The organism is Actinacidiphila paucisporea (assembly GCF_900142575.1).
Lineage (GTDB): Bacteria > Actinomycetota > Actinomycetes > Streptomycetales > Streptomycetaceae > Actinacidiphila > Actinacidiphila paucisporea.
On record NZ_FRBI01000028.1, the window covers coordinates 38,630 to 62,957 of the forward strand.

The window sequence follows — 24,328 nt, forward strand, 5'->3', positions numbered from 1 at the left end:
GCCCTACGCGGGGCCCGGCCCGACCAGCTGCTTGAGCACGTCCTCCATCGTGACCAGGCCGACCCCGCGGCCGTCGGCGTCGACCACCGCGGCCAGGTGCGCGCTGGCCGCGCGCATCGCGGTGAGGACGTCGTCCAGCGGGGTCGCCGCGCCGACCCGGGTGATGGGCCGCAGCGCCGCGCGGGGGAAGGGGGCGTCCCGCGGCTCGGCGTCCAGCGCGTCCTTCACGTGCAGATAGCCCAGCACCCGCCCGTCGGCGTCGGCCACCGGGAACCGCGAGAATCCCGAGCGGGCCGCCAGCGCCTCAAGGCCCTCGGGGGTGATGCCCAGCGGGGCGCGGACGACCCGGTCGGCCGGCAGCACGATCTCGCCGACCGGGCGGCGCCCCAGCTCCAGCGCGTCCCGCAGCCGCTCGGCGGCCCGCTCGTCGAGCAGCCCCGCGGCACCGGCGTCCCCGACCATCCGGGCCAGCTCGTCGTCGGAGAAGACCGCGGCCACCTCGGAGCGCGGCTCCACCCGCAGCAGCCGAAGCAGCCCGTTCGCCAGCGCGTTGATCCCGAAGATCACCGGTCTCAGCGCGCGGGTGAAAGCCACCAGCGGCGGCCCGAGCAGCAGCGCGGAGCGCACCGGGTCGGCCAGCGCGATGTTCTTCGGCACCATCTCGCCGAAGAGCATGTGCAGATACGTCGCCAGCGCCAGCGACACCACGAAGGCGATCACATGGATCGTCCCGTCGGGCACGCCCACCCCGTGCAGCACCGGCTCCAGCAGATGGGCGATGGCCGGCTCCGCGACGATGCCCAGCACCAGGGTGCAGGCGGTGATGCCGAGCTGGGCCGCGGCCAGCAAGGCCGCGAGGTGCTCAAGGCCCCACAGCACCCGCCCGGCCCGCCGGTCGCCCGCCTCCGCGTCCGACTCGACCTGGCCCCGCCGCACCGAGATCATCGCGAACTCCGCGCCGACGAAGAAGGCGTTCACCACCAAGGTGAGCAGCCCCACGAGCAACTCGACCACCGTCATACGGACGGCTCCCGCCGCCCGGCCGGCGGCGACACCAGCCGCACCCGCGCCGCCCGGTGCCCCGCGTCGTCGGTGACCTCGAGCAGCCAGCCCCCGAGCCGCACGGTGTCGCCCCGCACCGGGATCCGGCCGAGCCGCTCAGCGATCAGCCCCGCGAGCGTCTCGTACGGCCCGTCGGGCACCTGCAGGCCGATCCGCCGCAGCTGGTCCTCGGTACGGGTCGCGCCGTCCGCGTCGTAGACCCGCCGGCCGTCCGGCTCCTCCCGGACGAAGAGCAGGTCGGGAGGCTGCCGGGGGTCGTGCTCGTCGGTGACCTCGCCGACCACCTCCTCGACGATGTCCTCCAGCGTCACCACGCCGGCCGTACCGCCGTACTCGTCGATGACCACCGCCATCGACCGCGACTCCGACAGCCGGTCGAGCAGCCGGTCCACCGTCAGCGACTCGGGCACCAGCAGCGCGTCCCGCAGCAGCGTCGTCACCGGGGTACGTGCCCGCCCGTCGGCCGGCACCGCCAGCACGTCCTTGATGTGAACCGTGCCGATCACCGCGTCCAGGCTGCCGCGGTAGACCGGGAAGCGGGACAGTCCGGTGGCCCGGGTGGCGTTCGCGACGTCGGCGGCGGTCGCCAGCGCTTCCAGCGCGGTGACCTGGACCCGCGGCGTCATCACGTTCTCCGCCGTCAGGTCGGCCAGGCTCAGGGTGCGCACGAACAGCTCGGCGGAGTCCGGCTCCAGCGTGCCGGCCTTCGCCGAATGCCGGGCCATCGCCGCCAGCTCCTGCGGGCTGCGGGCCGACGCCAGCTCCTCGGCCGGCTCCAGGCCCATCCGCCGCAGTACCCGGTTCGCGGTGTTGTTCAGGTGGTGGATCAGCGGCCTGAAGGCCGTGGTGAAGGTGCGCTGCGGCGCCGCGACGGCTTTGGCGACCGGCAGCGGCCGGGCGATCGCCCAGTTCTTCGGCACCAGCTCGCCGACCACCATCAGCACGACCGTGGACAGCGCCGTGCCCAGCACCAGTGCCAGCGACGACGCCGTGGAGTCCGGCACCCCGGCCGAGCGCAGCGGCCCGCGCAGCAGTTCGGCGATCGACCCGCGGGCCAGCATGCCGATGACCAGCCCGGTCACCGTGATGCCCAGCTGCGCCCCCGACAGCTGGATCGTCAGCGACCGCACCCCGGCCAGCGCCGCAGCGGCCCCCCGCTCACCGCGCTGCGCGGCCCGCTCCAGCTCGCCGCGCTCGATCGTGGTCAGCGAGAATTCCGCCGCGACGAAGACGCCGCAGGCGAGACTGAGGAGCAGGGCCACGAGCAGGAGCAGCGCTTCGGTCATCGGACACCTCGGCCCCATGATCGGTCAGCCGCCGCCCGCCCGCACGCATTACGCGCCATCACCGGCCGCCGGAATCCGCCCGGACCCGGACGCCGGGTTCCGGGCGGCGGCTTCAGGAGCCGGACGCCGGGAGCTGGCGCAGCGGCTTCGTCCAGCGCCGCCACTGCGGCTCGGGCGCGTAACCCGCGGCCCGCCAGGCGTACTGCGCGCGCTCGTTGCGCTCCAGCACCATCGCGTCGCCCCGGCGGCCGCCGAGCGCGGCGAAGCGCGCCTCCGCCGCGTCCAGCAGCGCCCGCGCGACGCCCTGGCGCCGGGCGCCGGGGTGCACGGCCAGCCGGTAGAGGTGGCACCGCCAGCCGTCGAAGCCGGCGATCACGGTCCCCACCAGCTCGCCGTCGCGCTCGGCGAGCAGCAGCGCGCCCGGGTCGGTGCCGACCAGCCGGGCGAAGCCGGCCTCGTCGTCGCTGATGCTGGCGCCCTCGGCGGCCACCTGCCAGAAGGCCAGGACGGCGGCGGCGTCGGCGGGACCCGCGGCCCTGATGGGAGGAGTGGTCATGCCCGTATCCGACCACCGGCCCGCCTCCCGGAGCCCGGAATTCCGCGATACGAGACGGCCGGACGGTACGCACGCGGTCAAGCACTCTTGCCGCTACTAGCGGATCGGCGCTAGCTTGGAGGCATGGCGAAGACCCAGTTGAATGTGCGGGTGGACGAAGCCACCGCCGAGACCGCGAGGGAGCGCGCCTCGCAGCGCGGCATCAGCGTGAACCGCTACATCGAGGAACTGGTCCAGCGGGACGAGGGCGAGAACGGCCGGGCCTTCGTCCAGGCGGCGGCCGACTTCATGAGGCGGTACGAGGAGGTCTTCGCCGAGGAATTCGGCACCCGGGAGGAAACCCGCGAGGAAACCCGGGGTGAAGGCACCCGTTGAGCCTGCGCATCGACCTGGCCTGGCTGCTCATGGTCGCCGAGCACAACACCCCCGGCGACCCCCAGGTCACCGACTGGGGCGCTCTGGTGGCCGCGGTCGCACGGCACGACGCCGAGATATTCGGCCTGCCCGTCTACGGCGACGACCACACCCGCGCCGCCGCCCTGCTCCAGCTGCTGCTGCACGTCCCCGCCCTGGAACGCTCCAACGCGCTCTTCGCCAGCGCCGTCGCCTACGCCTACCTGGTGGCGGGCGGCCTCTACGTTGCCACCACGCCCGAACAGGTCCGCGACCTGGCCAGGCTGGTCAAGGACGGCACGGTGAGCGTCCACCGCATCGCCGACGAGCTGCGCGCCTGGACCGTCACCGTCTGACCGTCCTGGCCAGGCCCCGCCCAGGCCAGGACCTGTCCCGCCGAGACCCCGCGGCCCGGGCCGGCCCTACCCGCCGTACGCCGGCGGTGCGTACGCCGCCGCGAAGGCCGCCGCGTCCCACGTACCGCCCAGCTGCGGCGCCAGCCAGTCCGGCGCCGCGGCACGGAAGGCGGCCGGGGACAGCGCCGCCACCGCCTGCGGCAGCGCGCCGAGCAGCGGCGCCCCCACGACCTCCGGCAGGTCGACGACGTTGCAGCGCTCGGCGAGGTCGGGGTCGCCGCGCCAGCTGCCGAAGATCACCCCGGCGCAGCTGATCTTCCGGCTCTCCAGCGCCTCCGCGGTCAGCGCCCCGGCGTTCAGCGTGCCCAGCCCCGGCGGCGCCACCAGCAGCACCTTGGCCCGCAGCATCCGGGCCGCGTCCGCGAGCGTCGAACCCTGCGCGTCGTACCGCACCAGCAGCCCGCCCGCGCCCTCCACCAACACCACGTCGTGGACCGCGGCGAGCTTCGCGGCGGCCTCGGCGATCTCGTCGGGACCCAGCGTGGGCAGCCCGGACCGGGCGGCGGCGGTGGCCGGCGCCAGCGGCTCGGGATAGCGCGCCAGCTCCACCGCGGTCACCGGGCCGGCCAGCCGGGCCACCTCGGCCGCGTCACCCGGCTCGCCCTCGGCGACCCCGGTCTGCGCGGGCTTGAGCACCGCCACGCTCAGCCCCTGCGCCAGGGACGCGGCGGCCACCGCGGCGGTCGCCATCGTCTTGCCGACCTCGGTGCCCGTACCGGTGATGACCACGATGGCCATAGGTGTCGCTCCGTTCCTCGTCGTCATGCGTGCCCGCCGCGCAGGGCGCCCCGGGAACCATGCCCATCCGTGACGCGCTCACGCCGCACAAGCGGCGTCCCTGACCCCCGCGCAGATCCGCGCCACGTCCTCGTCCCCGGTCACGTACGGCGGCATCGTGTAGACCAGGTCGCGGAAAGGCCGCAGCCACACCCCGGCCCGCACCGCGGCCGCGGTCGCCGCCGCCATGTCCACCGGGTGGTCGAGCTGGACCACCCCGATCGCGCCGAGCACCCGCACGTCGCGCACCCCGGGCAGCGCGGCGACCTCCGCCAGGCCGTCCCGCAGGCCGGCCTCGATCCGCTTGACCTGCTGTGCCCAGTCCTGGCCGAGCAGCACGTCGAGCGAGGCGTTGGCGACGGCCGCGGCCAGCGGGTTGCCCATGAAGGTCGGCCCGTGCGCGAGCACCGGCACCTCGCCGCGGGAGATCCCCTCCGCGACCCGGCTGGTGCACAGCGCGGCCGCCATCGTCAGATAACCGCCGGTCAGCGCCTTGCCGACGCACATCACGTCCGGGCTGACCCCGGCGTGCCCGGCCGCGAACAGCTCGCCGGTACGCCCGAAGCCGGTGGCGATCTCGTCGAAGACCAGCAGCACGTCGTGTTCGTCACAGGCCTCCCGCAGCACCCGCAGATACCCGGGGGAGTGGAAGGCCATACCCCCCGCTCCCTGCACGACGGGCTCCACGACCACCGCGGCCAGCTCGGCGGCATGGCGGCCGATCAGCTCCCGCAAGTGCGCCGCGTACCGCGGGTCGGGACCGGCGTCGAAGCCGGGGGGCGGCGCGTCGGCGAAGACCTGTTCCGGCAGCACCCCCGACCACAGCTGGTGCATGCCGCCGTCCGGGTCGCACACCGACATCGGCTGCCAGGTGTCGCCGTGGTAGCCGCCGCGCCAGGTCAGCAGCCGGCGCTTGGCCGGCCGGCCCAGCGAACGCCAGAACTGCAGGCACATCTTGACCGCGACCTCCACGGACACCGAACCCGAGTCGGCCAGGAAGACATGCCGCAGCGGCTCCGGCGTGATCTCCACCAGCCGGGCCGCCAGGCGGACGGCCGGCTCGTGCGTCAGGCCGCCGAACATCACATGGCTCATCCGGTCCAGCTGGTCGCGCACCGCGTCGTCCAGCACCGGGTGCCGGTAGCCGTGGATCGCCGACCACCACGACGACATCCCGTCGACCAGTTCGGTACGCCCCTGCGCCGGCGCCGCCAGCCGCAGCCGCACCCCCGACGCCGACTCGACCACCAGCGGCTCCTGGCGGCCGGGCATCGGGCCGTACGGATGCCAGACGTGCTGCCGGTCGAGGCCGAGCAGCACGTCGGGCGGCAGCGGGCCGGCCGCCGCGTAGGGCTCAGGCATTGGGCGGCAGGTCCGTCCCCGCGCCGCGGCGGCGCACCGCGACCAGATCGGTACGCGCCGCCGGTACGGCCCCGGCGTCCACGGCAGGTACGGTCCCGGCGTCCGCCTCGTCGTGGCAGGCGTCTTCGCCGCCGCAGGCGCCCTCGCCCGTACCGCACATCCCGGAGCCCCGGTGGGCGGGCAGCGTCACGGTGTCCGCGCCCTCCACCTCGAAGCCCGCGTCCGCGATCATGTCGAGGTCGGCCTGGCCCGCCTGGCCCTCACTGGTCAGATAGTCGCCCAGGAAGATCGAGTTGACCAGGTGCAGCGCCAGCGGCTGCATCGTCCGCAGGTGCACCTCGCGGCCGCCCGCGAGTCGCACCTCCACGTCCGGGCAGACGAACCTGACCATCGCCAGGATCCGCAGGCACCGCTGCGGGGTGAGATTCCACTCCTTCGCCAGCGGGGTGCCCTCGAAGGGGATCAGGAAGTTCACCGGCACCGAGTCGGGGTCCAGCTCGCGCAGCCCGAACACCACGTCCACCAGGTCCTCGTCGCTCTCACCCATGCCCGCGATCAGCCCGGAGCACGCGGAGAGCCCCGCCGCCTGCGCCTGCTGCACGGTGTCCACCCGATCGGCGTACGTATGGGTGGTGGTGATCGAACCGTACGTGCCCTCCGAGGTGTTGAGGTTGTGGTTGTACGCGTCCGCGCCCGCCGCCCGCAGCCGGTCGGCCTGGCCGCCGGACAGCAGCCCCAGGCACGCGCACACCTCGACGCCCTCGTTCTGGTCCTTGATCGCCGCGATGGTCTCCGAGACCCGGTCCACGTCCCGGTCGGTCGGGCCGCGCCCGCTGGCCACCAGGCAGACCCGCTTGGCGCCGCCCGCCACCCCGGCGCTCGCCGCGGCGGCCGCCTCACCGGGTTTGAGCCACGTGTACTTCAGGATGCCCGCCTGCGAGCCGAGCCGCTGCGAGCAGTACGAGCAGTCCTCGGGACACAGCCCCGACTTGAGGTTGACCAGGTAGTTCAACTTCACCCGGCGGCCGAACCACTGGCGGCGCACCCGGCCCGCCGCGGCCACCACGTCCAGCAGGTCATCGTCGGAGGTCGCCAGTACGGCCAGCGCCTCTTCACGGCTGGGCAGCTCGCGTCGCAGCCCCTTGTCCACCAGTGCGGTCAGCAGATCCATGGAGGGATCCTCGCCTACCGGACGCCCCGCGGCCAATGACGGACCGCACAACAGCGGTGGCCCCTGGTGTGTGCATCACCACACCCTGTGCACGATTGCGGGCCAGTACGTTGCAGGTGGACGCGGTCGGCCCGCCCGCCGCCCGACCGCCACGACCCCGGGGACCGCAGTGAAAAGCACACCGCCCACCGCACCGCACGACCCGTTCGGGTGGATCGCGGAGCACACCGCCGTACGCGCCGCCGCCGGCCTGCACCGCGAACTGCGCCCCAGGCCCGCGCAGTCGCCGCTGCTCGACCTCGCGGGCAACGACTACCTCGGCCTGAGCCGCCACCCGGAGGTCACCCAGGCCGGCGCCGACGCGTGCCTGACCTGGGGCGCCGGCGCCACCGGCTCCCGGCTGGTCACCGGCAGCACCGCGCTGCACGCCGAACTCGAAGCGGAGATCGCCGACTTCACCGGCTTCGAGGCCGCCCTGGTACTGGCGTCCGGCTACGCCGCCAACCTCGCGGCCGTCACCGCGCTCACCGCCCAGGGCACCCTGCTGGTCTCCGACGCCGCCAACCACGCCTCGCTCATCGACGGCTGCCGGCTGTCCAGGGCCCGCACCGAGGTCGTGCCGCACGCCGACCCCGACGCCGTGCGCAAGGCGCTCGCCGGACACACCGGACGGGCGGTCGTCGTCAGCGACGCGGTCTTCTCCGTCGACGGCGACGCGGCCCCACTCGCCGAACTCGCCGCCGCCGCCCGCGACAGCGGCGCCGCACTCCTGGTCGACGACGCCCACGGCCTCGGCGTCCTCGGCGACGGCGGCCGCGGCGCCCTCCACGCGGCCGGCCTCGCCGGGGCCCCCGACGTGGTGTGCACGGCGACCCTCTCCAAGTCGCTCGGCGCCCAGGGCGGCGTCGTCCTCGGCCCGGCCGCCGTCATCGACCACCTGGTCAACGCGGCCCGCACCTTCATCTTCGACACCGGCCTCGCCCCCGCCGCGGCCGGCGCCGCCCTCGGCGCACTGCGCCTCCTGCGCCGCGAGCCTGACAGGCCGGCCCGCGCCCTCGCCGCGGCCCGCACCTTCCACCGCCTCCTCACCGCGGCCGGTCTCGACGCCGCCCCGCCCGACGCCTGCGTCGTCTCCGTCCGCGCGCCCTCGCCATCCGCAGCCGTCACCTGGGCCGCCGACTGCCGTTCCGCCGGCCTGTCCGTCGGCTGCTTCCGTCCCCCGTCCGTCCCCGACGGCATCTCCCGCCTCCGCCTCACGGCCAACGCCACCCTGACCGACGAGCAGATCGCCACGTCGGCATCCCTTCTCATCAGCACCGCCCCGCCCCTCGCCACCACCACTGCCTAGCGCGTCTCCAGGGGCGCGGGAACCGCGCGTGACCACGGCAACGGCCCCTGGGAGGCACCCCCCGCAAGGGGCGCCTCCCAGGGGCTCGGGGGACTGTGGGACCGTCCGCCTACGCGGCGGCACCGTGGAGTCCGTCACAGCACCCCGCGGGGAGCTGCGGCGAACGCCTCAGGCGGAGCGCAGGGCCCCGTCCGCCAGGGCGTGGACGAAAGAGGTCCACGCGGCCGTGGGAAAGAGCAGCGCGGGACCCGCGACGTCCTTGGAGTCGCGAACCGCGACCCGCCCGGAGGGCAACGCGGCGGCCTCCACGCAGTTGTTCGCGGCCGTGCTGTGGCTGCTGCGCCGCCAGGCCACGCCCACGAGCGTCGCACTGGAGGAAATGTGCCGGGGCGGCGACGGGGACAGGGACAGCGCGGTCATAGTGCCTCCTTCGTGGGCCGCGGCATCCGCGAGAACTCGGAACCGATTCCAGCGATCAGCGCAGCCGATTCCGCACAGGGAAGCGCACGATCACGCAATCGGGCGAACGCGGCGGCGTAAGCGGTGATGTCCTCTTTCCGATCGACACAGAGACTACTCGTCAGATGGTCGAGAACAACCACATCCAGATCAGCAATGCGCGGAAAGGAGAAGATGACGAAAGACCCCGTCACCCCTATGTGCCCGCCCGCGGCAAATGGCAGCACGTGCAGGGACACCTGCGGCAGCTCCGCGGCCTCTGCCAGGCTCCGCAGCTGACCTGCCATCACCTCGGGGCCGCCGACCTCGCGCCGCAGCACCGCCTCGTCGAGCACCGCGGTCAGCTCGAGCGGCGGGTCCTGGTGCAGCACCGTCTGCCGGGCGATGCGTACGTCCACCAACGCGTCCACCTCGCGCCGCCCGAGGTGCGGCATGACGTCCACCGTCAGCGCGTGCGCGTACGCCGGAGTCTGGAGCAACCCTGGCACCACGCTGGTCTCCATCGATCTGGCCCGGCAGGCCCCGGTCTCCAGGCTGATGAAGTCACGGTATTCGACCGGCAGCACCTCGCGGAAGTCGTGCCACCAGCCGCGCTGGTGGCCGTACCCGGCCAGTGTGCGCAGCAGGTCGCGAACGTCGCGGTCGCGTACCGCGTAGACGTCCAGCAGCAGGTTGACGTCCTCGGCCCGTACGCTGCTGCGGCCGGTCTCGATCCGGCTGACCTTCGACTGGTGCCAGCCGGCCCGTTCCGCGGCCTCGCCGCTGGTCAGTCCGGCGAGATCACGCAGCCGGCGCAGCTCCGCGCCGAGCCTGCGCCTGCGTACGGCGGGCACTCTTTCCATCGTTTCCCACGCCTCCTCGGTGTGCGGCATGCGGCCCTGCACGCCGCCTTATTCACTCGATACGACAGTGTGCCGACCAAATGCGCTCTCACGTAGCAGAGTTCACCGTTTCGAGCGACAGATATATGCAGACACCTGTGGAGCGCCCGTATTGGCGGCACGATGAGTGTCATTCTGGCGCGAACCCGACGTAAGCGTGGCGGCCCAATTCCCGGGCCGTCCCGCTCCGGCGCAGGTGCGCACCGGAGCCAGGTCACGGCGGGAAAGGGAAGCGTCGCCATGGCAGATCTTCAGGAAGCATCCGTCACCCTGCCGAGCGACCCCGCGTCGGTGACGACGGCCAGACGCTATGTGTGCGGTGTGCTCGCCGAGTGGGGGCTGCCGGCCGGGGCCCCGGCCGTCGACGCGGTACGCCTGATCGTGTCGGAGCTGGCCACCAACGCGGTTCTGCACACCTCGGGGCTGTCGCCGACCTTCACCGTCGACGTACGGCTCGAGCGCTCCGAGCAGTTGCACATCGGCGTCACCGACAGTCACCCGCGCTGGCCGCGGCAGGAGGTCGCGGCGGTGCAGCAGGACAACGGCCGCGGAATGGTGATCGTCCGCCACCTCACCGCGGAGTCCGGCGGCAGCCTCCAGGTCACGCCGACCGACGACGGGGGGAAGACGGTGTGGATCATGCTTCCGTGGGCGGTCCCGGTCGGCTGAGCTGCCGGCGGGCGGCTAGCGGCGGCCCGCGGCGGCCTGCGGGCGGGGGCACGGAGTCGGTCGCGAACGGGCCGGGGAGCGAGCCCCGGGTGGGCCGTCCACGGAAACGGGCGACCTTCACAGGATCCTCACACGCGAACACCGCCCAGGTCGGCGGGTGTTCGGGCGACGGGAGTCGACAGCGGGGCTGCCGGTGTCACTTCACCAACTGTTGACACATCCGTAGCGGGGGCGGAACATCCGAGCGCGGGAGAGCGCTCTCCGAGGCCCTTCCGAGTTCCTCAGGAACGCCGGTGCCGCGCAACCCGGCGAGTGGGCTGTCATGCCCGCAACACCCCCCACTGCGCACAGAAGGAGGTTTCCATGCCACGGAGGCCGAGAAGGATCCCCGGGCTGCTCGTCGCCCTCGCACTGGTCACGGTCGGCGGCGGCGCGCTGCTGACCGCGAACGCGACGGCGGACACGCCGTCCGCCGCGACACCGCAGAAGGCGGCGCCGGCGGCCGGTCAGGCGATGGCGGAGATGCCGGGTATGGCGGTGTCGAACCAGACGTCCGGCGACGACCCGGACGGTGACGGTTACATCATGGCCAATCCGCCGGTGACCGGCGTGACGCCCTCGATGTACGACCCGCCGCACGCGTACTTCCACGAGTTCCAGGCCAAGTGCGCGCCGGACCACACCGCCCCCGACGACCCGATCGTCTACCCGGGCCAGCCCGGCAAGTCCCATGACCACACGTTCATGGGCAACACCAGCACCAACGCCAACTCCACGACGGCCTCGTTGGAGGCGGCCGGTGGGACCGCGTGTCTGGCGCCGGGCGACAAGTCGGCCTACTGGATGCCGAGTCTGTTCAACGGCGCCCAGAAGATCCTCCCCGTAGGACCGCAGACGATCTACTACAAGTCGTCGGTCAACGACTACACGTCGGTGCGGCCGTTCCCCAAGGGCCTGCGGTTCGTGGTCGGCAGCCCGATGCAGACCCAGGACGAGTTCAAGAACCTCAAAGGCACCGTCGAGGGTTGGGAGTGCGGGACCAGCTACCACAACTGGAACTTCCCGGCGAGCTGCCCCAACACCCCCGACACGCAGCTGAACATCCGGCTGCAGGCGCCCAGTTGCTGGGACGGCATCCACCTCGACACCCCTGACCACAAGAGCCACATGGCTTATCCGGTCGCTTCCGGGGCGAACCAGAACGTCTGCCCGGCCGACCACCCGGTCGCGCTGCCGATGATCGAGTTCAAGATGGCCTGGCCGGTCAACGGCGACATGTCGCAGGTGCACCTGGCCAGCGGCGCCGGCTTCTCCTTCCACTACGACTTCTTCGCCGACTGGGACACCGCGACCCAGGCCGCGATGGTCACCCACTGCATCAACGGCGGCCTGCAGTGCGACGCCCACGGCTACGACCAGTCGCAGCCCGGCAGGGGTGCCGTTCTCGACGGCAACTACCGCCTCATCCACTGACCCGCCCTGGGCGCTCTCCCGGGCGGGTTCTCTTCGACCCTCCGGGAGAGCGCTCTCCAAGGTCATCCGGTGCGCGTGCCCGCCTTCGCCTCGGGCCGCGCACCGCCGCGCCGGCGGAGGTCACACCCGGCCGTACCACACGCTCCGGGTCCAGATGCGCTCCAGCCTGACCCGCGCGCCCGTCTTCGGGGCGTGCCAGATCTCGCCGCCGCCGGCGTAGATCCCGACGTGGTAGACCGACGAGCTGGACGAACCGGAGTGGAAGAACACCAGGTCGCCCGCCCTGCGCGCGGACGCGGCGACGTGCGTGGTGCTGCCGTACTGGGCCGCGGCGGTGCGCGGCAGCTTCCTGCCCGCCTGCCTGAACGAGTACAGCGTCAGGCCCGAGCAGTCGAAGCGGTTGGGGCCGGCCGCGCCCCACTGGTAGGGCGAACCCTGCTTGGAGGCCGCCACGCCGAGGGCCTTCGCGGCCAGGGTGGCGGCTCCCGCCTGCTGTGCGGCGCCCGGCAGCAGCGCCGGTACGGTCACCGCCGCGGCGGTGAGCACGGACGCTGCCCCGATCCGGGACAGCCGTGCGGACAGCGCGAGAGGCGCGGTCATGTGCAACCCTTCGTCGTCAGCCTGCGAAGGATGACCTGTCGGGTTCGAGCAGGCGAAGATGCCCGGCCGCATGCAGCGGCTTCACCCCAAGAGACGGCCCGTACGTGCTGCGGGCGCGTCCCGTCGTGCCTGGGTCCTCCGCTCCCGCCGTTGCACTCGCTTCGACCTGGCATCCGCACGCCGGCGGGATTCGGCGTCCGTGCGGACCGCCCCGCCACGGCGGCGGGGGCTTGTCGTCACCACGGATCGTGACGCACGCCGCGCGCCGGCGCCGGTCGAGAAACGCCCGATGTGAGTCTCGTCACACTGCGGCCGCCCGGGTGACGGCGTTGCGCCTTCCGGGTGGACCGTGTTTTCGGCAGCCCGTGTGACCTGCGCGCTTGCGGCCCGGGGGCAAACGGGCGCGCAACCGCGCCGCCGTCCGGCGCCGGGTTGCCGATCCGCCAATGGGCTGACCCGATGTTCGGCCGAACCGGGGTCGGCGGCGCCGCTGAGTGACGAACGCGGGCGCCGGCCCCCCTCCGGCCCACCTCCGGTCGCCCTTGATCCGCCCGCTCAGTGCGCGGCCGGCGGTGCCCCCGGCTCCGGCGGCACCGCCGCGAGCGACGACCGGCGTTCGCCGTCGAGCACCCGCAGCGCCCGCCCCAGCGTGGCGTGGTGCAGGTCCGTCTCGCCGCGCAGATGCATCACCGTCAGCGCCTCCCGCAGCGCCACCGCCCTGCCCACCAGCGCCTGGGCGGCCCGCAGGGCGCCGTAGGTGTCCGTCGTGCGCGACGGGTTGATCCGGCCCAGCAGGTCAACGACCTCCAGATAGCAGTCGATCAGCTCGCCCTCTGAGCGGGTGAGCGCCGGCAGCGGCGGCAGTTCCGGCACCACGGGCCCTCACCGCAGGCCGTAGGCGGGGCCGTTGGCCTTGCGGCTGGTGGTCAGCCGGTCCACCAGGCCGTAGGTGACGGCGGATTCGGCGTCGAAGACCTTGTCGCGCTCGATGTCGGTACGGATCCGGTCGACGTCCTGGCCGGTGTGGCGGGTCAGCAGCGTCTCCAACCGCTCCCGGGTGCGGAGAAGTTCGCCTGCCTGGATCTCCAGGTCGGAGACGTCGCCCTGCACCACGTCGCCCAGCGACGGCTGGTGGATCAGGATCCGCGCCCCCGGGGTGATCATGCGCTTCCCCGGCGCGCCCGCCGCCAGCAGCACCGCGGCCGCCGACGCCGCCTGCCCGATGCACACCGTCGCGACGTCGCAGGTGACGAACTGCATCGTGTCGTAGATGGCGGTCATCGCGGAGAAGGAGCCGCCGGGGGAGTTGACGTACAGGTGGATGTCCTGGTCCGGGGAAGCGCTCTCCAGATGGATGAGCTGGGCCATCACGTCGTTGGCCGAGGTGTCGTCGATCGGGGTGCCCAGGAAGACGATCCGCTCCTGGAGCAGCTTGGAGTACGGGTCCATGGTGCGGACGCCGCTGCTGCTGCGCTCGGTGAACTCCGGCAGCACGTAGCGGGCGGTGGGTCGGAACATGGCAAGCACCTCCTTGCGTTCAAAATGTACAGGACGTACATCTCGTTATGATGGGGAGCATGACCCATGACGTCCCGGTGACACAAGCGCGTGCGGAGCTCGCCGACCTGATCAACCGCGTGGTCTACGGCGGCGAACAGGTGGTGCTGACCCGGCACGGCAAGCCGCTCGTCGCCCTGGTCTCCGCCGCTGACCTGCAACGACTGCGCCAGCTCGACGAGCAGGCCGAGGAGCAGGTGGTCAGTACGGTGTCCACCGTGGAGACCCGGCCGTCCGCCACGGGCGAACGCCGCAGGTTCGGCATCGCCGCCGAGCACCGCGGGCCCGGCACCGGGGACCGGCGCCGGTGACGGCCGCTCCGGCACAGGGCGACCGGCGCCCGTAACAGCCGTTAACGCGTGCGAAACGCCGCCGAACTAATCTCACGGGCCAGGCACGAGACTGTGAGGTGCGGCTGTGCGGTTGACCCCCCACGAGCAGGAACGCCTGCTCATCCATGTCGCGGCAGACGTGGCCGAGCGGCGGCGCGCCCGCGGACTGCGGCTGAACCATCCCGAGTCCGTCGCGCTGATCACCGCCCACATCCTGGAGGGCGCCCGCGACGGCCGCAGCGTCGCCGAACTCATGGAGTCCGGCCGCGGCGTCCTGACCCGCGACGACGTCATGGACGGCATCCCCGAGATGATCCACGACGTCCAGGTCGAGGCGACCTTCCCCGACGGCACCAAGCTCGTCACCGTGCACGAGCCGATCGTCTGAGGGGGCGGCGTGATTCCCGGAGAAATCATCCACGCCCAGGCGCCGGTCGTACTCAACACCGGCCGTCCGGTGACCAGGATCGCGGTGGTCAACACCGCCGACCGCCCGGTACAGGTCGGCTCCCATTACCACTTCGCCGAGGCCAATCCCGGCCTGAGCTTCGACCGCGCCGCCGCCCGCGGGCAGCGGCTGAACATCGCCGCAGGCACCGCCGTACGCTTCGAGCCCGGCATCCCCGCCGAAGTCGAACTGGTGCCGATCGCCGGTACCCGCGTGGTCGCGGGCCTGCGCGGCGAGACAGGGGGAGCCCTCGATGGCTGAACTGAGCCGCCCCGTCTACGCCGACCTGTACGGCCCCACCACCGGCGACCGCATCCGGCTCGCCGACACCGACCTGCTGATCGAGGTCGAACGCGACCTCGCGGGCGGCCCCGGCCTCGCCGGCGACGAGGCCGTCTTCGGCGGCGGCAAGGTCATCCGCGAGTCCATGGGCCAGGGCCGCACCACCCGCGCCGAGGGCGCGCCCGACACCGTGATCACCGGTGCGGTCGTCCTGGACCACTGGGGCGTCGTCAAGGCCGACGTCGGGCTGCGGGACGGCCGGATCACCGCACTGGGCAAGGCCGGCAACCCCGAGACCATGGACGGCGTCCACCCCGACCTGGTCATCGGCCCGGAGACCGAGGTCATCGCGGGCAACGGGAAGATCCTCACCGCGGGGACCATCGACGCCCACGTCCACTTCATCTCGCCGACCCTGATGGACGAGGCCCTGGCGTCGGGTGTGACCACCGTGCTCGGCGGCGGCACCGGCCCCGCCGAGGGCACCAAGGCCACCACCATCACGCCGGGCGGCTGGCACCTGGCGCGGATGTTCGCGGCGCTGGAGGCGTATCCGGTCAACGTCGGGCTGCTCGGCAAGGGCAACACCGTCAACCCGGCCGCCCTGCACGCCCAGTTGCGGGCCGGCGCGGTCGGCTTCAAGATCCACGAGGACTGGGGCGCGACGCCCGCCGCGATCGACGCATGCCTCGCGGTGTGCGAGCAGACCGGGGCGCAACTGGCCCTGCACACCGACACCCTGAACGAAGCGGGCTTCGTCGAGGACACCCTCGCCGCCATCGCGGGCCGCGGCATCCACGCCTACCACACCGAAGGCGCGGGCGGCGGGCACGCGCCCGACATCATCAGCGTCGTGTCGCACCCCAACGTGCTGCCGTCGTCCACCAACCCGACCCGGCCGCACACCGTCAACACCGTCGAGGAGCACCTCGACATGCTGATGGTCTGCCACCACCTCAACCCGGCCGTTCCTGAGGACCTCGCCTTCGCCGAGTCCCGCATCCGCCCGTCGACCATCGCCGCCGAGGACGTCCTGCACGACCTCGGCGCGATCAGCATCATCAGCTCCGACTCGCAGGCCATGGGCCGCATCGGCGAGATCGCGCTGCGCACCTGGCAGACCGCCCACGTCATGAAACGCCGCCGCGGCGCGCTGCCCGGCGACGGCGCCGCCGACAACCACCGGGCCCGGCGGTACGTCGCGAAGTACACCATCAACCCGGCCGTCGCGCAGGGCCTCGACCACGAGATCGGCTCCGTCGAGCCGGGCAAACTCGCCGACCTCGTCCTGTGGGACCCCGCCTTCTTCGGCGTCAAGCCCAACCTCGTCATCAAGGGCGGCCAGATCGCCTACGCCCAGATGGGCGACGCGAACGCCTCCATCCCCACCCCCCAACCCGTCCTTCCCCGGCCGATGTTCGGTGCCATCGGCGCCGCCCCGGCCGCGAACTCCCTCAACTTCGTGAGCCCGTCGGCCCTCGACGCCGGGCTGCCCGAACGCCTCGGCCTCGGCAAGCACTTCACGGCGGCCGGCGACACCCGGGCGGTCACGAAGGCCGACATGCGGGAGAACACGGCCCTCCCCGACGTCAGGGTCGACCCCGACACCTTCACCGTCCGCATCGACGGCGAGGTCGTGGAGCCGGCCCCCGCGGCCGAACTGCCCATGGCCCAGCGGTACTTCCTCTTCTGAGGCCCGGACGATGACGGATCTCACCGAACGTACCGCCGGAGCCGGAGCCGGAGCCGGAGCCGGAGCCGGAGCCGGAGCCGGAGCCGGAACCGGAACCGGCCACCGCGGTCCCGGGACCGCCGCCGGCCGCGGCGCGGCTCCTACCGCGGTCGTCGGCGCGACCACGGCGCCTGATGCCGTGCCGCGGACGGATGCGGCCGCCCGCGGCTCCGGTGTCGGTGCGGAGGACGCCGCCCGCGGCTCCGGCGTCGGCGCCGACGACGCGCCCGGCTCCGGCGCGCTGGCCGCGTTGCTGCTGCTCTCGGACGGGCGCTTTCCGGCCGGTGGGCACGCGCACTCCGGGGGCGCCGAGGCGGCGGTCGCGGACGGACGGGTACGGGACGCTGCCGGGCTCGCCGACTTCTGCCGCGGCCGGCTGCACACCGCGGGACTGGTCGCGGCCGCACTGGCCGCGGCGGCGACCGCCGGGCTCGACCCGCTCGTGCTCGACGACGCCGCGGACGCCCGTACGCCGTCGCTCGCCCTGCGCACGGTGTCCCGGCGCCTCGGGCGGCAGCTCATGCGGGCGGCGCGCGCCACCTGGCCGTCCGGCGAACTCGACGGCCTCGCCGCCGCCCGGCCGCGCGGCGCCCACCAGCCGGTCGTGCTCGGCCTGACCGCGCGGGCCGCGCACCTGCGGCCACTGGACGCCGCCTACGCGGCCGCGTACGAATCCGTCGCGGGACCGGCCACCGCCGCGGTCCGGCTGCTCAGCCTCGACCCCTTCCACTGTGCCGCGGTCCTCGCCCGGCTCGCCCCGCAGATCGACACCACCGCCCGCGCCGCCGCCGATGCCGCCGCCGGCGCACTGACCCACGGCCCCGCCGCCCTGCCCGCCGCCTCCGCGCCGCTGCTCGACATCAGCGCGGAGCACCACGCGGCCTGGCCGGTACGGCTGTTCGCCTCATGACCGACGGAGCCCGACATGCACCGTGACCACCCCGAGGTCTTCCCCGAGCGCTATGCGCACTCCTCCGCCGAGGTACGCCCCGACGGCCGCCGCCGGGCCCTGCGGATCGGACTGGGCGGACCGGTCGGCTCCGGCAAGACCGCCACGGTCGCCGCGCTGTGCCGGACGCTGCGCGACCGGCTCGCCATCGGGGTGGTCACCAACGACATCTACACCCGCGAGGACGCCGAATTCCTGCTCCGCAGCGCCGTACTGCCGCCCGAGCGGATCGTCGGCGTCGAGACCGGCGCCTGCCCGCACACCGCGATCCGCGACGACATCTCCGCGAACCTCGAAGCCGTCGAGGACCTGGAGGACGCGGTGGGACCGCTCGACCTCGTGCTGGTGGAGTCCGGCGGCGACAACCTCACCGCGACCTTCTCCAAGGGCCTGGTCGACGCGCAGATCTTCGTGATCGACGTGGCCGGCGGCGACGACATCCCCCGCAAGGGCGGTCCCGGGGTCACCACCGCGGACCTGCTGGTCGTCAACAAGACGGACCTGGCGCCGCACGTCGGCGCCGACCTCGACCGGATGGCGCGCGACGCCGCCGCCCAGCGCGGGGCGCTGCCGGTGGTCTTCACCTCCGTCACCCGCGGCGACGGCATCGCGCCCGTCGCGGCGTGGATCGGCGAGCGGCTGACGGCCTGGACCGCATGACGGTCACCGCGGCCGCCCGGATCGGGGCGGTACGCGACCGCGCCGGCGGTACGTCCCTGCCGGTGCTCGCGGGCGCCGGCCCGGTCGCCCTGCGCAGGACCCGCGCGGCGCGCGAGGGCTGGGCCCGCGTCACCGTCGTCGGCGCCATGAGCGCCCCGCTCGGCGGCGACCGGCTGCGTATCGACGTCGACGTCGCCGCCGGGGCCCGGCTCACCGTCGACTCGGCCGCCGCCACGGTCTCCCTCCCGGACCTCGCGGGGCGTCCGGCCTTCTACGACGTCCGGCTGACCGTCGCCGAAGGGGCGGAGCTGCACTGGCTGCCCGAGCCGGTGATCGCCGCGTGCGGCAGTGACCTGCGGATGCACACGCGGGTCCGGCTGGGCGCCGGGGCGCGACTGGTGCTGCGGGAGGAGCTGGTGCTCGGGCGGCACGGCGAGGCCACCGGGGACCTCACCAGCCGGCTCACCGTCGAGCACGACGGCCGTACGCTGCTCGACCAGGCGCTCGCCTTCGGCCCCGGGGCCGCGCCGGGTTGGGACGGCCCCGCCGTCCTCGGCCCCCACCGCACCCTCGGCCAGCTCCTCCTCGTCCCCCCGCCCGCGCTTCCCCCCGACGTCTCCCTCCCCCCTCTGACCTCCCTCACCCCCCTCGCGGGCCCCGGGCTCCTCCTCACCTCCACGTCCCCCCGCCCGGCCTTCAGCCGTACGGCCGCCGCCCTGACCCGCGCGTAAGCGGGCCCCCGCAATGAGGACGCGACCTCCGACCCGCCCAGAGCCCATGCCCGAAAAACCGCCGAAAAGGGCAGCACCCCAGGGGCGCGGGGAACTGCGCGCCGAGCCACCGTGCAGCTCGACGGTGGATTCCGTCACCGACCGCCCCGCACGCAGTGGGACAGGACGACGACCTCCCACCCAGCGCCACCGGCTCCAGGTGAAAGACCCTCAGCCGCCCGCCTCGGCCGAGAAGGCCACGGCCAGTACCGAGGCGTCGGCTCCCGCGCCGACTAGCTCCACACGGTGGACGAGGGGCGGATCGGTCAGCGGCACCGCGCAGGCACCCGCGGCGGACCGCGGGAGGACGGCGAGTCCATGCCCCGCGCGGACGAGCTCGTGGAGGACGCGCGCGTCGCCGCCCGCGTAGGGCAGGCTCACCGGGTAGGCGCCCGGCAGGGCGGCCCGCAGATCGGCCAGCGGGATCGACGTGCCGGGCGCGTCGAGCCACAGCGCGTCGGTGAGGTCGTCGAGGCGCAGCCCTGCACGAGTGGCGAGGGGGTGGGCGGGCGGGAGGAGGACCGCCAGCGGCTCCTCACCGACCCGCGTCACCGTCAGACCCTCGGCCTGCGGCAGACGCAGCGGATCGGTCGGCGCGACGGCCCCGTCCACCAGCCCGAAGTCGACCTCGCCGGCGACGACCGCCGGCACCACCGCGGAGCGCGCGAGCCCGCGCACCGCCACCTCCGCCCGCGGCATCGCCCGCCGTACGGCGGCGAGCGCCCGCGCCGCCCGCGCCCCGAAGGCGCAGCCGCCGGCGCCGACCACGAGCCGGGACACGGGCGTTCGCGCCACCCGTACGACGTCGGCGCGGGCCGCCGCGAGCCGGGTCAGCAGGATGTCCGCGTGGTCGAGCAGGCGGGCGCCCGCCTCCGTGGGGATGACGGGGCGGCGGCCGAGCAGCGCCACGCCGAGGTCCGCCTCCAGGGCGGCGACCTGCTGGGAGACCGCCGACTGGGTGTAGCCCAGCTCCTGGGCGGCGGCGGAGAAGGACCCCAGCCGGGCGACCGCGGTGAAGGTGCGCAGCAGATGCGGATCCATGGTCATCAGTATCGCTGATGCGAGGAGCAGAACGAATCGTTGGACGCGATGTCGCCGCGGAGGCCACGATGAGCGCCATGACCACGAACCCCCGTCCCGCCATCGCCCGTTCCACCAGCGCCCGTCAGGCCACCGGCGGTACCTCTACCGCCCGTATCGCTCTGGTCGGTGACCGCTCACCGTCCGTCCGCGCCCACCAGCGCGTGCCGGGCCTGCTCGACGCGCTCAGGCGCCGGCACGGGCTGCCGGTCGACGCGTACTGGATTCCCACCGAGGACGCGCGGTCGCCGGGCGCCGTCCGCGGCTTCGACGCGGTGTGGCTGGTGCCCGGCAGCCCGTACCGCAGCGAGGCGGGCGCGCTCGAAGCGGTACGCACCGCCCGCGAGACCGGTATCCCCTTCCTCGGCACCTGCGGCGGCTTCCAGCACGCGCTGCTGGAATTCGCCCGCACCGTGTGTGGCCTGACGGCCGCCCGCCACGCCGAGAACGATCCGCGCAGCGGTCCCGGAGAGGGCGACGACCTGCTGATCGGGCCGCTGGCCTGCTCCCTCGTCGGCCACGAGGGTCGGCTCACCACCGTGCCCGGCAGTCTCGCCGAGCGGCTGCTCGGCAGCCGGGAGACCATCGAGCGCTTCCACTGCGCCTACGGACCCGTCCCCGCGTTGCTGCCGCGACTGGCCGAGTCCGGGCTGCGCTTCACCGGGCACGACGACGAGGGCGCGCCCAGGATCGCCGAGTTGCCCGGGCACCCCTTCTACCTGGCCGCGCTCTTCCAGCCGGAGCTGGCGGGGGACGGCACGGAGCCGCATCCTTTCGTCACCGCGCTCGCCGAGGCGGCCGTCACCCGTGCGGGCCAGGGCAACTTTCCGGCAGAATCACGCTTTGATGAAGAATCACCCGCGTGGCCTGTTCACAGCGGCCACACAGGGGAAAGGATTCGCACCTCATCACTGTGACAACCGTGGTCACAAACCACGGTCCAGAGGGGGAGGTTCGACGTGAGACGCACGATCGTGCTCGTCTCCACCGGCGCCCTGATCGCGGGCGCCATCGCCGCGGCACCGGCCGCCACCGCGGGGTCCGCCGGCGCGCACCGTCCGGGAGCGGTGACCGTGCCGGAGGCCGTCGGCGAGGCCATCACCGCGGTCAACGCCCGGCGCACCGGCATCCAGTGGGCCGCGTGTCCCGCCGGCTGGGGCCTGGCGGCCCCGATCCAGTGCGGCTGGGTCACCGTACCCGTCGACTACCGCAAACCGTACGGCGCCACCATCAAGCTCGCCGTCGACCGCGCCGCAAGCACCGGTACGGCCCAGGAACGGCAGGGCGCGCTGGTATACAACCCGGGCGGCCCCGGCGGCTCGGGCCTGCGCTTCCCGGTGCGCAGCATCACCGCGGCCCCGCTGTGGACGAAGACCGCGAAGGCGTACGACTTCATCGGCTTCGACCCGCGCGGCGTCGGCCACTCGGCGCCGATCTCCTGCGAGGACCCGACCGCGTACGTCTCGGCGCCCAAGGCGGACCCGGTGCCGGACACCGACGCCGACAAGCAGGCGCAGCGCAAGCTGGCCGCCGAATACGCCCAGGGCTGCCTGGAGCGCACCGGCGCCGCGATGCTCTCCCAGATGACAACCCCCAACACCGCCCGCGACCTGGACGTCATCAGGGCGGCGCTGCGCGAGGACCGGCTCAACTACCTGGGCGTCTCCTACGGCACCTACCTCGGCTCGGTCTACGCCACGCTCTTCCCGACCCACGTGCGCCGGATGATCATCGACAGTGTGGTCGACCCGTCGCGCGACCAGGTCTGGTACCAGAACAACCTCGACCAGGACGTGGCCTTCCAGGGCCGCTGGGCGGACTGGGAGGCCTGGGTCGCGAAGTACGACTCGGTCTACCATCTGGGCAGCACCGTCGCCGAGGTCCAAGCGAGGTGGGTGGCCCTGCGGGCGGCGGCCAAGGCGCATCCGATCGGCGGCGTCGTCGGCCCCAACGAGCTGCTCAACTTCTTCACCAACGCCCCTTACTACGACTCCACCTGGGCCACCGTGGCCGGCGTGTGGAGCCGGTACGCGGCAGGTGACACCCAGGCGATGCTGGACGCGGCGGCTCCCGACCTGTCCGACACCGCGGGCAACACCAAGGCGGAAAACGGCACGGCCGTCTACACGGCGGTGGAGTGCACCGACGCCAAGTGGCCCACCAGCTGGCACAAGTGGGACCGGGACAACACCAGGCTCAACGTGGACCACCCGCTGCTGACCTGGTCCAACGCCTGGATGAACCTGCCGTGCGCCACCTGGCCGGTCCACCAGCAGACCCCGGTGGACGTCCGCTCGCACCACGGCCTGCCCGGTGTGCTGATCGTGCAGAGCACCAACGACGCGGCGACCCCGTATCCCGGCGCGCTGGAGACCCATCGCAGGCTGGCCGGCTCCCGGCTGATCACCGAGCAGGGCGCGGGCTCGCACGGCGTCACCAACCTGGTGAACCCGTGTATCAACTCCCGCGTGGACGACTACCTGCTGAACGGCACGCTCGACGGGCACGACGTGGTCTGCGGTCCGCACGCCACCCCCGTGCCCTAAGCGCACACCGCAGGCGTACGGCGGCCGCTGCCGGCACCCCCACCCGGGATGCCGGCGGCGGCCCCGCGTCGGGTCAGGACGCGAAGGCGGCGGCGAAGGCCGCCCGGACGGGGGTACCGGGGCGGCGGTCGAGCACCGCGAAGACCGCCTCGTCCACGGCGTGCGCGAACCGCCAGCCGGGCCGCAGCAGCGCGCCGAAGGCCGCCGCCACCCTCGCCGGGTCGTTCTGGAAGACCCCGCAGCCCCACGCGCCGAGCACCAGCCGCCGGTAGCCCTGCCCGACCGCCACTTCGAGGACCCGCTCGGCGCGCGCGTCGAGCGCGGGGCCGACCTCGGCCGTACGCTCCGGCGCCGTCCGCGCGATCACCCCTGCGTTGGGCGCGGGCGAGGTGAGGAAGGCCGCCGTCCACGGCTCGTCCAGCAGGCCGCCGCGCCCGTCGCGGAAGACCGGTACGGCGGGGGAGTGGATCACCCGGTCCGAGTAGAAGGCGTCCCGGTGCGTGCGGTGGTGCTCGTAGTAGCCGGGAGCGCGCAGCAGGCAGGTGCAGAGGGCCGACGCCCGGCACAGCGCCTCCTCCTGGGCCTGCGCGCCGTTCAGGTACCCGCCGCCGGGATTGCGGGCGGAGGCGAAGTTCAGTACGGCGACCGGTGCACGGTCCGCCGCGACCACCGGCCGCCCGCGTGCGGTCGGGGCGGGACCTCGCCCGTGGCGGGGCCTCGGGCACCCGTGACGCGACCGGCTACCTGCGGCGCAGCCGCGCCGCCACCCCCTTGTGCTGGGCCAGCTCGGCCTTCACGTCACCGGCGTACCGGTCCACGTACTCCTGGCCCGACATCGCCAGCAGCTCGTACATGATCTCGTCGGTCACCGCCCGCACCACCTCCCGCTGGGCCTCCATGCCGTAGAAGCGGCTGAAGTCCAGCGGGGCGCCGAAGCGGATGGTGACGCGGCCGATCCGCGGGATCTTCCGGCCGGGCGGTTGCAGTTCGAAGGTGCCGAGCATCGCGCACGGGACGACCGGCGCGTGCGCCCGCAGCGCCATCACCGCCACACCCGTCCTGCCGCGGTAGAGGCGCCCGTCGTGCGAGCGGGTGCCCTCGGGGTAGATGCCCAGCAGTTCACCGCGGCCCAGGACGCCCAGCGCCGCGTCGATCGCCGACTGCGAGGCCTTGCCGCCCGAGCGGTCCACCGGGATCTGGCCGACCCCGCGGAAGAAGGCGGCGGTCAGCCGTCCCTTGAGCCCGGGGCCGGTGAAGTATTCGGCCTTCGCCAGGAAGGTGATCCGGCGGGGCAGGATCGCCGGCATCACGAAGTGGTCGGAGAAGGACAGGTGGTTGCCGGCGATGATGGCCGCACCGGTCTCCGGGACGTTCTCCATGCCCTCGATCCGCGGCCGGAAGAACAGCCGCAGCAAAGGCCCGAGAATCACGTACTTGAGCACCCGGTAGAACACGGGCCGCCTCCCCCTCGACAGGTCCCGGTGCGCCCGGGCCGCGCTGCGCCGGTCCCCCCGCGCCA

27 protein-coding genes, 1 pseudogene and 1 riboswitch are annotated in these 24,328 nt (G+C 73.5%); of the genes and pseudogenes, 14 read left to right on the forward strand and 14 right to left on the reverse strand.

Going from position 1 to position 24,328, the window contains the following annotated elements; genetic code table 11:
- Positions 1-3: 3 nt before the first annotated feature.
- The 3 genes from BUE44_RS29740 to BUE44_RS29750 all read right to left on the reverse strand — a co-directional run bounded on the left by BUE44_RS29740 (position 4) and on the right by BUE44_RS29750 (position 2,904).
- Positions 4-1,020 (reverse strand): hemolysin family protein, encoded by a 1,017-nt coding sequence (locus tag BUE44_RS29740; RefSeq protein ID WP_073502124.1) that lies wholly within the window; start codon positions 1,018-1,020, stop codon positions 4-6.
- Positions 1,017-2,348 carry a hemolysin family protein gene (locus tag BUE44_RS29745; protein ID WP_073502125.1) on the reverse strand — a complete coding sequence of 444 codons (1,332 nt, stop codon included), beginning with the start codon at positions 2,346-2,348 and terminating at the stop codon, positions 1,017-1,019. The genes BUE44_RS29740 and BUE44_RS29745 overlap by 4 nt, the downstream gene beginning before the upstream one ends.
- Before the next feature lie 112 nt (positions 2,349-2,460).
- The gene (locus tag BUE44_RS29750) at positions 2,461-2,904 is read right to left on the reverse strand and encodes a GNAT family N-acetyltransferase (RefSeq protein WP_073502126.1); all 444 of its coding nucleotides are present in this window, start codon (positions 2,902-2,904) and stop codon (positions 2,461-2,463) included.
- 123 nt (positions 2,905-3,027) lie between these two features.
- On the opposite strand from BUE44_RS29750, the gene BUE44_RS29755 reads away from it, so the two are divergent.
- Entirely contained in the window at positions 3,028-3,279 is a 252-nt protein-coding gene (locus BUE44_RS29755) for an antitoxin (RefSeq protein ID WP_073502127.1), read from the forward strand.
- The gene (locus BUE44_RS29760; RefSeq protein ID WP_073502128.1) at positions 3,276-3,653 is read left to right on the forward strand and encodes a fic family toxin-antitoxin system, toxin component; all 378 of its coding nucleotides are present in this window, start codon (positions 3,276-3,278) and stop codon (positions 3,651-3,653) included. Before BUE44_RS29755 ends, BUE44_RS29760 begins: the two co-directional genes overlap by 4 nt.
- Before the next feature lie 66 nt (positions 3,654-3,719).
- Here the strand turns inward: BUE44_RS29760 and bioD are convergent, their stop codons facing one another.
- The 3 genes from bioD to bioB form a co-directional block, all read right to left on the reverse strand.
- On the reverse strand, positions 3,720-4,451 hold the full coding sequence (bioD, locus tag BUE44_RS29765) for a dethiobiotin synthase (RefSeq protein ID WP_079190195.1): 732 nt from the start codon (positions 4,449-4,451) through the stop codon (positions 3,720-3,722).
- A gap of 78 nt (positions 4,452-4,529) precedes the next feature.
- Positions 4,530-5,852, reverse strand: a complete 1,323-nt coding sequence (locus BUE44_RS29770; protein WP_073502130.1) for an adenosylmethionine--8-amino-7-oxononanoate transaminase — start codon at positions 5,850-5,852, stop codon at positions 4,530-4,532.
- The gene (bioB, locus tag BUE44_RS29775; RefSeq protein ID WP_073502131.1) at positions 5,845-7,023 is read right to left on the reverse strand and encodes a biotin synthase BioB; all 1,179 of its coding nucleotides are present in this window, start codon (positions 7,021-7,023) and stop codon (positions 5,845-5,847) included. Before bioB ends, BUE44_RS29770 begins: the two co-directional genes overlap by 8 nt.
- 169 nt (positions 7,024-7,192) lie before the next feature.
- On the opposite strand from bioB, the gene BUE44_RS29780 reads away from it, so the two are divergent.
- Positions 7,193-8,371 carry an 8-amino-7-oxononanoate synthase gene (locus BUE44_RS29780; protein WP_073502132.1) on the forward strand — a complete coding sequence of 393 codons (1,179 nt, stop codon included), beginning with the start codon at positions 7,193-7,195 and terminating at the stop codon, positions 8,369-8,371.
- A 168-nt stretch (positions 8,372-8,539) separates the two neighbouring features.
- Here the strand turns inward: BUE44_RS29780 and BUE44_RS29785 are convergent, their stop codons facing one another.
- Both BUE44_RS29785 and BUE44_RS29790 read right to left on the reverse strand, forming a co-directional pair.
- A complete protein-coding gene (locus tag BUE44_RS29785; protein WP_073502133.1) occupies positions 8,540-8,791 on the reverse strand; it encodes a DUF397 domain-containing protein in 252 nt (83 codons plus the stop codon).
- Positions 8,788-9,672, reverse strand: coding sequence for a helix-turn-helix domain-containing protein (locus BUE44_RS29790; RefSeq protein WP_073502186.1), 885 nt, complete (start codon positions 9,670-9,672; stop codon positions 8,788-8,790). Before BUE44_RS29790 ends, BUE44_RS29785 begins: the two co-directional genes overlap by 4 nt.
- A 279-nt stretch (positions 9,673-9,951) precedes the next feature.
- Between BUE44_RS29790 and BUE44_RS29795 the strand changes: the two genes are divergently transcribed.
- Positions 9,952-10,380: an ATP-binding protein gene (locus BUE44_RS29795; protein ID WP_073502134.1), complete on the forward strand. Its 429-nt coding sequence runs from the start codon at positions 9,952-9,954 to the stop codon at positions 10,378-10,380.
- Between the two features lie 363 nt (positions 10,381-10,743).
- Positions 10,744-11,853, forward strand: a complete 1,110-nt coding sequence (locus BUE44_RS29800) for a DUF1996 domain-containing protein (protein ID WP_073502135.1) — start codon at positions 10,744-10,746, stop codon at positions 11,851-11,853.
- Positions 11,854-11,973: 120 nt separating this feature from the next.
- Here the strand turns inward: BUE44_RS29800 and BUE44_RS29805 are convergent, their stop codons facing one another.
- The 3 genes from BUE44_RS29805 to BUE44_RS29815 form a co-directional block, all read right to left on the reverse strand.
- The gene (locus BUE44_RS29805; protein WP_073502136.1) at positions 11,974-12,453 is read right to left on the reverse strand and encodes a C40 family peptidase; all 480 of its coding nucleotides are present in this window, start codon (positions 12,451-12,453) and stop codon (positions 11,974-11,976) included.
- A gap of 3 nt (positions 12,454-12,456) precedes the next feature.
- Positions 12,457-12,630, reverse strand: a riboswitch (cyclic di-AMP (ydaO/yuaA leader).
- A gap of 378 nt (positions 12,631-13,008) precedes the next feature.
- On the reverse strand, positions 13,009-13,329 hold the full coding sequence (locus BUE44_RS29810) for a hypothetical protein (protein ID WP_073502137.1): 321 nt from the start codon (positions 13,327-13,329) through the stop codon (positions 13,009-13,011).
- A gap of 6 nt (positions 13,330-13,335) precedes the next feature.
- On the reverse strand, positions 13,336-13,971 hold the full coding sequence (locus BUE44_RS29815; protein WP_073502138.1) for an ATP-dependent Clp protease proteolytic subunit: 636 nt from the start codon (positions 13,969-13,971) through the stop codon (positions 13,336-13,338).
- A gap of 59 nt (positions 13,972-14,030) precedes the next feature.
- On the opposite strand from BUE44_RS29815, the gene BUE44_RS29820 reads away from it, so the two are divergent.
- The 7 genes from BUE44_RS29820 (at position 14,031) to BUE44_RS29850 (ending at position 19,144) form a co-directional block, all read left to right on the forward strand.
- Positions 14,031-14,321 (forward strand): type II toxin-antitoxin system Phd/YefM family antitoxin, encoded by a 291-nt coding sequence (locus BUE44_RS29820; RefSeq protein ID WP_107415884.1) that lies wholly within the window; start codon positions 14,031-14,033, stop codon positions 14,319-14,321.
- Between the two features lie 106 nt (positions 14,322-14,427).
- On the forward strand, positions 14,428-14,730 hold the full coding sequence (locus BUE44_RS29825; RefSeq protein WP_073502139.1) for an urease subunit gamma: 303 nt from the start codon (positions 14,428-14,430) through the stop codon (positions 14,728-14,730).
- Between the two features lie 9 nt (positions 14,731-14,739).
- Complete coding sequence (locus tag BUE44_RS29830; RefSeq protein ID WP_073502140.1) at positions 14,740-15,051, forward strand: urease subunit beta; 312 nt, start codon at positions 14,740-14,742, stop codon at positions 15,049-15,051.
- On the forward strand, positions 15,044-16,765 hold the full coding sequence (locus tag BUE44_RS29835; RefSeq protein ID WP_073502141.1) for an urease subunit alpha: 1,722 nt from the start codon (positions 15,044-15,046) through the stop codon (positions 16,763-16,765). The genes BUE44_RS29830 and BUE44_RS29835 overlap by 8 nt, the downstream gene beginning before the upstream one ends.
- A 280-nt stretch (positions 16,766-17,045) precedes the next feature.
- Entirely contained in the window at positions 17,046-17,714 is a 669-nt protein-coding gene (locus BUE44_RS29840; RefSeq protein WP_073502187.1) for an urease accessory protein UreF, read from the forward strand.
- A 15-nt stretch (positions 17,715-17,729) separates the two neighbouring features.
- Positions 17,730-18,413, forward strand: coding sequence for an urease accessory protein UreG (ureG, locus tag BUE44_RS29845; protein WP_073502142.1), 684 nt, complete (start codon positions 17,730-17,732; stop codon positions 18,411-18,413).
- Positions 18,410-19,144, forward strand: a complete 735-nt coding sequence (locus BUE44_RS29850; protein WP_073502143.1) for an urease accessory protein UreD — start codon at positions 18,410-18,412, stop codon at positions 19,142-19,144. The genes ureG and BUE44_RS29850 overlap by 4 nt, the downstream gene beginning before the upstream one ends.
- Positions 19,145-19,354: 210 nt before the next feature.
- Here the strand turns inward: BUE44_RS29850 and BUE44_RS29855 are convergent, their stop codons facing one another.
- A complete protein-coding gene (locus BUE44_RS29855; RefSeq protein ID WP_073502188.1) occupies positions 19,355-20,224 on the reverse strand; it encodes a LysR family transcriptional regulator in 870 nt (289 codons plus the stop codon).
- 77 nt (positions 20,225-20,301) lie between these two features.
- Here BUE44_RS29855 and BUE44_RS29860 point away from each other — a divergent pair, with 77 nt between their 5' ends.
- The gene (locus BUE44_RS29860; protein ID WP_079190198.1) at positions 20,302-21,180 is read left to right on the forward strand and encodes a CTP synthase C-terminal region-related (seleno)protein; all 879 of its coding nucleotides are present in this window, start codon (positions 20,302-20,304) and stop codon (positions 21,178-21,180) included.
- Positions 21,181-21,222: 42 nt separating this feature from the next.
- Positions 21,223-22,809: an alpha/beta hydrolase gene (locus BUE44_RS29865; RefSeq protein WP_073502144.1), complete on the forward strand. Its 1,587-nt coding sequence runs from the start codon at positions 21,223-21,225 to the stop codon at positions 22,807-22,809.
- A 73-nt stretch (positions 22,810-22,882) separates the two neighbouring features.
- On the opposite strand, the pseudogene BUE44_RS29870 reads toward BUE44_RS29865, so the two are convergent.
- Positions 22,883-23,473: pseudogene (locus BUE44_RS29870) on the reverse strand (TIGR02452 family protein); the annotation flags it as partial.
- A 76-nt stretch (positions 23,474-23,549) separates the two neighbouring features.
- A complete protein-coding gene (locus BUE44_RS29875; protein WP_073502145.1) occupies positions 23,550-24,263 on the reverse strand; it encodes a lysophospholipid acyltransferase family protein in 714 nt (237 codons plus the stop codon).
- Positions 24,264-24,328: the final 65 nt, after the last annotated feature.

What these genes read in the sequence shown, in the direction of transcription:
- bioD (WP_079190195.1), bottom strand. Translation starts at nt 4,451, where the DNA reads ATGGCCATCGTGGTCATCACCGGTACGGGCACCGAGGTCGGCAAGACG.
- BUE44_RS29860 (WP_079190198.1), top strand. Translation starts at nt 20,302, where the DNA reads ATGACCACGAACCCCCGTCCCGCCATCGCCCGTTCCACCAGCGCCCGT.
- BUE44_RS29850 (WP_073502143.1), top strand. Translation starts at nt 18,410, where the DNA reads ATGACGGTCACCGCGGCCGCCCGGATCGGGGCGGTACGCGACCGCGCC.
- BUE44_RS29785 (WP_073502133.1), bottom strand. Translation starts at nt 8,791, where the DNA reads ATGACCGCGCTGTCCCTGTCCCCGTCGCCGCCCCGGCACATTTCCTCC.
- BUE44_RS29795 (WP_073502134.1), top strand. Translation starts at nt 9,952, where the DNA reads ATGGCAGATCTTCAGGAAGCATCCGTCACCCTGCCGAGCGACCCCGCG.
- BUE44_RS29755 (WP_073502127.1), top strand. Translation starts at nt 3,028, where the DNA reads ATGGCGAAGACCCAGTTGAATGTGCGGGTGGACGAAGCCACCGCCGAG.
- BUE44_RS29790 (WP_073502186.1), bottom strand. Translation starts at nt 9,672, where the DNA reads ATGGAAAGAGTGCCCGCCGTACGCAGGCGCAGGCTCGGCGCGGAGCTG.
- BUE44_RS29855 (WP_073502188.1), bottom strand. Translation starts at nt 20,224, where the DNA reads ATGGATCCGCATCTGCTGCGCACCTTCACCGCGGTCGCCCGGCTGGGG.
- BUE44_RS29835 (WP_073502141.1), top strand. Translation starts at nt 15,044, where the DNA reads ATGGCTGAACTGAGCCGCCCCGTCTACGCCGACCTGTACGGCCCCACC.
- BUE44_RS29800 (WP_073502135.1), top strand. Translation starts at nt 10,744, where the DNA reads ATGCCACGGAGGCCGAGAAGGATCCCCGGGCTGCTCGTCGCCCTCGCA.
- BUE44_RS29820 (WP_107415884.1), top strand. Translation starts at nt 14,031, where the DNA reads ATGACCCATGACGTCCCGGTGACACAAGCGCGTGCGGAGCTCGCCGAC.
- BUE44_RS29740 (WP_073502124.1), bottom strand. Translation starts at nt 1,020, where the DNA reads ATGACGGTGGTCGAGTTGCTCGTGGGGCTGCTCACCTTGGTGGTGAAC.
- ureG (WP_073502142.1), top strand. Translation starts at nt 17,730, where the DNA reads ATGCACCGTGACCACCCCGAGGTCTTCCCCGAGCGCTATGCGCACTCC.
- BUE44_RS29745 (WP_073502125.1), bottom strand. Translation starts at nt 2,348, where the DNA reads ATGACCGAAGCGCTGCTCCTGCTCGTGGCCCTGCTCCTCAGTCTCGCC.
- BUE44_RS29770 (WP_073502130.1), bottom strand. Translation starts at nt 5,852, where the DNA reads ATGCCTGAGCCCTACGCGGCGGCCGGCCCGCTGCCGCCCGACGTGCTG.
- BUE44_RS29805 (WP_073502136.1), bottom strand. Translation starts at nt 12,453, where the DNA reads ATGACCGCGCCTCTCGCGCTGTCCGCACGGCTGTCCCGGATCGGGGCA.
- BUE44_RS29750 (WP_073502126.1), bottom strand. Translation starts at nt 2,904, where the DNA reads ATGACCACTCCTCCCATCAGGGCCGCGGGTCCCGCCGACGCCGCCGCC.
- BUE44_RS29815 (WP_073502138.1), bottom strand. Translation starts at nt 13,971, where the DNA reads ATGTTCCGACCCACCGCCCGCTACGTGCTGCCGGAGTTCACCGAGCGC.
- bioB (WP_073502131.1), bottom strand. Translation starts at nt 7,023, where the DNA reads ATGGATCTGCTGACCGCACTGGTGGACAAGGGGCTGCGACGCGAGCTG.